Annotated in this window: 6 protein-coding genes and 1 tRNA gene; 4 read left to right on the top strand and 3 right to left on the bottom strand. The window is 48.5% G+C overall.

What is annotated here, in order from left to right; genetic code table 11:
• Positions 1-76 (bottom strand) — tRNA-Val (locus V7D78_RS12205).
• 203 nt (positions 77-279) lie between these two features.
• Here V7D78_RS12205 and gltX point away from each other — a divergent pair.
• Positions 280-1,695 (top strand): glutamate--tRNA ligase, encoded by a 1,416-nt coding sequence (gene gltX / locus V7D78_RS12210; RefSeq protein ID WP_333608731.1) that lies wholly within the window; start codon positions 280-282, stop codon positions 1,693-1,695.
• Between the two features lie 39 nt (positions 1,696-1,734).
• Positions 1,735-2,577 (top strand): DUF481 domain-containing protein, encoded by an 843-nt coding sequence (locus V7D78_RS12215; protein ID WP_333608732.1) that lies wholly within the window; start codon positions 1,735-1,737, stop codon positions 2,575-2,577.
• Positions 2,578-2,589: 12 nt separating this feature from the next.
• Here V7D78_RS12215 and V7D78_RS12220 read toward each other — a convergent pair whose 3' ends face one another.
• Positions 2,590-3,858: an HlyC/CorC family transporter gene (locus V7D78_RS12220; RefSeq protein WP_333608733.1), complete on the bottom strand. Its 1,269-nt coding sequence runs from the start codon at positions 3,856-3,858 to the stop codon at positions 2,590-2,592.
• Positions 3,859-3,923: 65 nt separating this feature from the next.
• A complete protein-coding gene (locus V7D78_RS12225) occupies positions 3,924-4,727 on the bottom strand; it encodes a cytochrome C assembly family protein (RefSeq protein WP_333608734.1) in 804 nt (267 codons plus the stop codon).
• 148 nt (positions 4,728-4,875) lie between these two features.
• Between V7D78_RS12225 and ffh the strand changes: the two genes are divergently transcribed.
• Together ffh and V7D78_RS12235 are read left to right on the top strand one after the other, a co-directional pair.
• On the top strand, positions 4,876-6,243 hold the full coding sequence (gene ffh / locus V7D78_RS12230) for a signal recognition particle protein (RefSeq protein ID WP_333608735.1): 1,368 nt from the start codon (positions 4,876-4,878) through the stop codon (positions 6,241-6,243).
• Between the two features lie 274 nt (positions 6,244-6,517).
• Positions 6,518-6,603, top strand: an 86-nt coding sequence (locus V7D78_RS12235; protein ID WP_333608736.1) for a 30S ribosomal protein S16, incomplete at its 3' end; no start/stop codon positions are given.

The following is a 6,603-nucleotide window of genomic DNA, read 5'->3' on the forward strand; positions in this document are numbered from 1 at the left end:
TGGTGGATTGTACTGGGTTCGAACCAGTGACCCCCGCCTTGTAAGGGCGGTGCTCTCCCAGCTGAGCTAACAATCCACGCTGTTTGATGGCGCTCATTATAGGGAGCATGGATTTACTGTCAACTTTATTTTTAAAAAAGCCGTTTGATTGCTGCAAAAGTAAACATCATGGGTTTTTGCGGCGAATAGGCTGATTTATGCCAGTGCAGAGGTGGTGCATCCTTAGCTCAGCATTGTTACAATAGCTGCAGTATTTTTATAGCCCTGATTGGAACCTTTATGTCGTTAGTGACCCGTTTTGCCCCAAGCCCCACCGGTTATTTGCATGTGGGCGGTGCCCGTACCGCGCTATATAGTTGGTTATACGCCAAAAAATTTGGCGGTACCTTCATTTTGCGGATTGAAGATACCGATTTAGAGCGGTCAAATCAGGCGTCAGTGGATGCCATTTTAGAAGGCATGCAGTGGCTGGGGTTAGCGCATGACGACGGTCCTTACTACCAGACACAGCGTTTTGACCTGTACAAAGAGGTGGTGGCCCAGCTGCTGGCAGAAGGTAAAGCCTATAAATGCTTTTGCACCATGGAAGAAGTGGACGCCATGCGCGAAGCGCAAATGGCAGCCGGCTTAAAGCCAAAATATAATGGCATGTGGCGCGATCGCACTGATCATCCGCAAGATAAGCCCTATGTGATCCGTTTTAAAAACCCACAAGATGGCGTGGTGGTGATTGATGACATGATTAAAGGCCGCATTGAAATTGCCAATGCTGAGCTTGATGATTTAATTATCGCCCGCAGTGACGGCACCCCGACCTATAACCTGACCGTGGTGGTGGATGACTGGAAAATGGGCGTAACCCATGTTATTCGCGGTGATGATCATATTAACAATACCCCGCGGCAAATGAACATTCTGGCCGCTTTAGGCGCCGACATTCCTAAATATGCGCATGTGCCGATGATTTTAGGCGATGACGGTAAGCGTTTATCGAAACGTCATGGTGCCGTCAGTGTCATGCAATACCGTGACAATGGTTTTTTACCGGAAGCCTTACTGAACTATCTGGTGCGACTGGGCTGGTCACACGGCGATCAGGAGATTTTCAGTAAAGCCGATTTAATTGAGCTGTTTGATTTAACCGGTTGTAACAGGGCGCCATCGGCTTTTAATACCGATAAACTGATATGGTTAAACCAGCATTACATGAAAACCTTGCCAGCAGAGCAAGTGGCCGCGCAGTTAGCCTGGCATGTCACTGAACAAAAACTGGATATCAGCCAGGGGCCGGCGTTAACCGAGCTAATAGCAGTGCAGGCTGAGCGGGTAAAAACCTTAAAAGAGCTGGTTGAAGTTAGCCGTTATTTTTATGAAGATTTTACTGATTTTGAAGAAAACGCCGCTAAAAAACACTTACGGCCGGTAGCGGCTGAGCCACTGGCGCTGGTGCAGCAAAAGTTAGCTGAGCTGGCTGACTGGCAGCCTGAACCCATCCATGCTGCGATTAATGCTGCGGCAGAGCAGCTGGGGCTGGGTATGGGCAAGGTCGGCATGCCGCTGCGGGTAGCTGTTACCGGAGGCGGTAATTCACCGGCTCTGGATCACACCTTAGCGTTACTGGGTAAAACGCGAAGCCTGGCGCGTATTGCCAAAGCTTTGGACTTTATTGCTGAACGTGCCGCGGCCAGCGAGTAGTCGCTTTTAGCTATGGCCTACAACCTTCATGAAATATAGATGCAAAGTGCAATGCGGCTAGCATTAGCCAGAACGCTGAACCATATATTTAGCAAAGCGTCAGCGACATTGATGGTCGCTACCTTTGCTATGGCGTCTTTACAGGTTAGTGCGGAGAGCGATGAAGATAACTCAGGTGAAAAGTTTATTGACCTGGGTTACTTTGGCACTGTTACCGGTGATATTGAGTTAGGTTTTTTATTTATCGGCGGTAATACCGATGCCAAAGGCTGGCGGGTTAACACCGAAATGGTGCATGAGCTGGAGTATTTTCGAAACCGCTACAATGTGTATGGCCGGGTACAGGAAAACAGAGTGCGTAATAGCACCACCAATGAAGTCAGCCGTATCACCAGTGCCAAGCGTTATGGTTTTTCTGGCCAGAGTAATTATAAGTTTTTAACCGGCACACAAACGGTGTTTGGCCGGGGGGCTTACGCCTATGACATGTTTGGCGCATTTCGCCAGCAAGGCTCTGCGGTTGTAGGTTATGCCAACCGGGTGTATGAGCGGCAGAGTGACTACCTGGATTTAGAAACCGGGCCGGGTATGTCTTATCAGGAAAGCGCCGCGGGTAACACCAACAGAGGTTTAGTCTGGTTTTTAGCGTTAAATCTTGAGCAGACACTGTACAAAGGCAGCCGTTTTCGACAAACCTTTGAGGGTAGTGTGTCATTGGACGGCGAAAACTCAGTGTTTATTAGCCGTAGCACCTTAACCTCACAAGTGAACGGCCGGATGTCGATGCGCATGAGCTTTATTGCCCGGCATAACTCCCGCCCGGAAGGCCGTTTAAAAACCATGGACACCGAAACCGCTGCGTCTTTAGTGTATTCGTTTTAGCTGCCAGCCTGGCTAGCGCCGTGCGCTTTCTGGTAGCAAGCGCACGGTTTTAATCATATTGTCTTGCACATACACTATTTCAAACGGGTAACCCGCCAGTTTCAGGCTTAAACTGCCCTGCGGGATTTCTTCCAGATACTCTAAGATCAGGCCATTCAGGGTTTTGGGGCCATCTATTGGTAACTCCAGATTCATTTCGCGGTTTAAATCTCTTAAGTTAATGCTGCCTTCAATTAAAAAGGAGCCATCGGGCTGGGGCACAATTTCTTCATTTTTATCTTCGGTAATATCGGTAGTAAAGTCGCCGACTACTTCTTCCAGAATATCTTCGAGGGTCACTAAGCCCTGAATATCGCCGTATTCATCCACTACCAGGCCTATGCGCTCTTTGCTGTGCTGAAATTTCAGCAGCTGGGTGCTAAGCGGGGTACCTTCGGGAATGTAGTAAATCTCATGCACTGAGCGCAGCAAGGTGGCTTTGGTCAACTGCTCTTTAATTAACAGCCGTACCAGATCGCGTGGGTGAATAAAGCCTATCGCATCATCAATGCTGTCGCGAAATAACAACATGCGGCTGTGCTGGCTATTGGCTAACTGGCGGATAATATCTTTCCAGTCGTCGTTGACATCAATCGCTGAAATTTCATTGCGCGGTGTCATAATGTCTTCCACAGTGGCATTTTCCAGATCGAGAATACCCACCAACATGCTTTGATGTTTTTCCGGGATCAGCGCACCAGCTTCATGCACTACGGTTCTGAGCTCTTCAGCGCTTAAGCTGTTACCCTGGTGCTTTTCGGCGCTCACACCCAGTAAGGCCAGTAAGCCGTTAGTCACTTTGTTTAACAGATAAACAAAAGGATAAAAGATTTTCAGCAGTACCTTGAGCACTAAAGAAGATGGAAAGGCAACCCGTTCAGGGTAGAGGGCCGCCAGGGTTTTAGGGGTCACCTCAGCGAAAATTAATACTACTAAGGTCAGTACTATAGGTGCAATCGCCAAACCTATATCACCATATAAGCGCTGACCAATCAGAGCGGTAACGGTGGCTGCCGCAATATTTACTAAATTATTGCCAATCAGAATAAGGCCAATAAGGCGGTCAGGCCGTTTTAGCAATTCGCTAACCCGTATTGCCCCCTTGTGATTCTCGTTTGTTAAATGTTTTAAACGATAAGGGTTAACAGACATCATGCCTGTTTCAGAACCTGAAAAATAGGCAGATAAAAATAGAAGTACGCCCAGAATAATAAATAGGGTACTGGTCGATATGTCGTCCAAGAGTTATGTACCTTTGTTACTAAAGCAGCTTATAGTTCATGAATATGCGGGCATTGTAAAGCTTTTTACAGACTGCCCAGCAGCACTTCGCGCACAAAACGGCTGCCAAAATAACCCAGTGTCAGCAAAATACTGCCCACTAAGGTCATGGAGATGGCGGTTCTGCCACGCCAGCCCAGCCTTGCATGGCCCCAGCACAGCACGGCAAAAACCATAAAGGCGACACTACTTAACAGGTTTTTGTGTAAATTGGCTTTGCTCAGCCAGTTGTCGGTAAACACCGCACCGCTGAAGAGGGCTAATCCTAATAACAGGGTACCTACTAATAATAAGCGAAACTGCAGAGCTTCTGCCTGCAGTAGTGGCGGTAAAAACTGACTCACTGCCGTGAAGTTTTTGTGTTTAAGTTTATAGCTGATATAGCTGACCTGAAACGAATACAACGTTGCCATAATCAGCAGTACATAGGCAATAAAGGCCAATAGTATATGCGCCAGTAAACTGGGGTTAGCATCCAGTGGCAACAGTTGCGTACCGGAAGGGGTTAACAGAATGGTCAGTTGCATTAACGCCGCAAAGCCATAGACCACAGGCAACAGTAGAATTGTCGGCGTGCGCAGTGCTGTTAAGGTTACGGCTACAGTAATCATCCAGCTAAGCAGTGAACTGACATTCAACAAGCTGAAATTCTGTCCCTGCTCGGTGAAAATACTGCCGGCTAAATGCAGCATATGCACTATGATACCGACAATAGCAGCGCTAAAGGTCAGCTTAAACGACGGGCCGGCTGGGTGAAACAATCGCAACAATACTGCTGCAGTCGCGATAAGATAAGCGCTCATAGCCAGAGCGGGTAGCAGCACAGACATAGTCACGCATCCTTTAAATCCGTTAAGCTGCTATTGTATGGTAACTTTCTGCTAATGCCCAGCGCTGTGCAGCGGCTTTTATTGGTGGCTGACTATAGGTGTTGGCTGCGGTATAATCTTTTTTAATGTATGAATACGGGTAACTAGCATGTTTGAAAACCTGTCGGACCGCTTAAGCCGGACCTTAAAAAATATCACTGGCCGTGGCCGGCTGACTGAAGACAATATTAAAGATACCCTGCGCGAAGTGCGCATGGCGTTGTTAGAGGCCGATGTGGCTCTGCCAGTGGTGCGAGACTTTGTTAATCAGGTAAAAGCGCGCTCAGTTGGCCTTGAAGTCAGCAAAAGCCTGACACCCGGTCAGGAATTTTTAAAAATTGTGCGCAAAGCCCTCGAAGAAGCGATGGGCGAGGCCAATGAAGAACTTGCCTTAAATACCCAGCCACCAGCGGTCATTTTGATGGCCGGCCTGCAAGGTGCCGGTAAAACTACCTCGGTGGCCAAGCTGGCCAAGTTTTTAACCGAGCGAAAAAAGAAAAAAGTGTTAGTGGTGTCTGCTGACGTCTATCGGCCTGCCGCGATTAAGCAACTGGAAACCCTGGCCAAAGATATTGGTGTCGAATGCTTCCCCAGTGATATTTCGCAGCAACCGGTGGCGATAGTGAATGCGGCTATTGCCCATGCCCGCACCCGGATGTTTGATGTGCTGCTGGTGGATACCGCCGGTCGTTTGCACGTTGATGAAGAAATGATGGGCGAAATAAAAGCCCTGCATGCTGCGGTCAAACCAATAGAAACACTGTTTGTGGTCGATGCCATGACCGGTCAGGATGCGGCCAATACCGCTAAAGCCTTTAATGAAGCGTTGCCACTGACCGGGGTGATCCTGACCAAAGCTGACGGTGATGCCCGTGGTGGTGCGGCCTTATCTATCCGCCATATTACCGGCAAGCCGATTAAATTTATTGGTATGGGCGAGAAAACCGACGCCCTGGAGCCATTTCACCCCGACCGGATAGCCTCACGTATTCTGGGCATGGGTGATGTGCTGAGCCTGATTGAAGAGCTTGAGCTAAAAGTCGATAAAGAAAAATCGGCAAAAATGGCGCAAAAGATGCTCAAAGGCAAAGGCTTTTCGCTGGAAGATTTTCGCGATCAGCTGGTGCAGATGCGCAGCATGGGCGGCATGATGTCGTTAATGGATAAACTGCCTGGCATGAAAAACCTGCCCGCCGGCGCCGCCAGTCAGCTGGACGACAAGCAATTTGTGCGGATGGAAGCTATTATTAACTCGATGACGCCCAAAGAGCGTAATTTTCCGGATTTAATTAAAGGCTCGCGCAAAAAGCGTATCGCCAGCGGCTCGGGTACCCAGGTACAGGATATCAACAAGCTGCTGAAACAATTTGTGCAAATGCAAAAAATGATGAAGCAGATGTCGGGTAAAGGTGGCCTGATGAAAATGATGCGTGGTATGGGCGGTAAATTGCCACCCGGTATGTTACCTCCTCGCTGACAACACCGGCGTGGGCGTATACTCAATGGATTTCAAGATGCACGTAGGCGGCAAGGTCGTGAATCCCCATGAGCTTAGCGATACTAAGTGATTGGGGTTTACGAACGAAGCCAACACCCGTGCAGCTTGAAAGTCGAAGAGTATAAAACCCTGCGCCAAGCCGTGAAATACCTTGCATTACCCTCGAAAATCCGTACAATGCAGCAGCCCCGCAGTCTGTCTGGGGGGCTTTGTTATTTTTGATAAAACCTGAACGATAAAATTAGAGGACGGTATGGTAACTATTCGTTTACAACGTGGTGGCGCGAAAAAGCGTCCATTTTACCAAGTTGTGGTAGCGGACAGCCGTTTTGCTCGTGA

The sequence above is a fragment of the Arsukibacterium sp. genome, from assembly GCF_036735525.1.
Classification (GTDB): Bacteria; Pseudomonadota; Gammaproteobacteria; order Enterobacterales; family Alteromonadaceae; genus Alishewanella.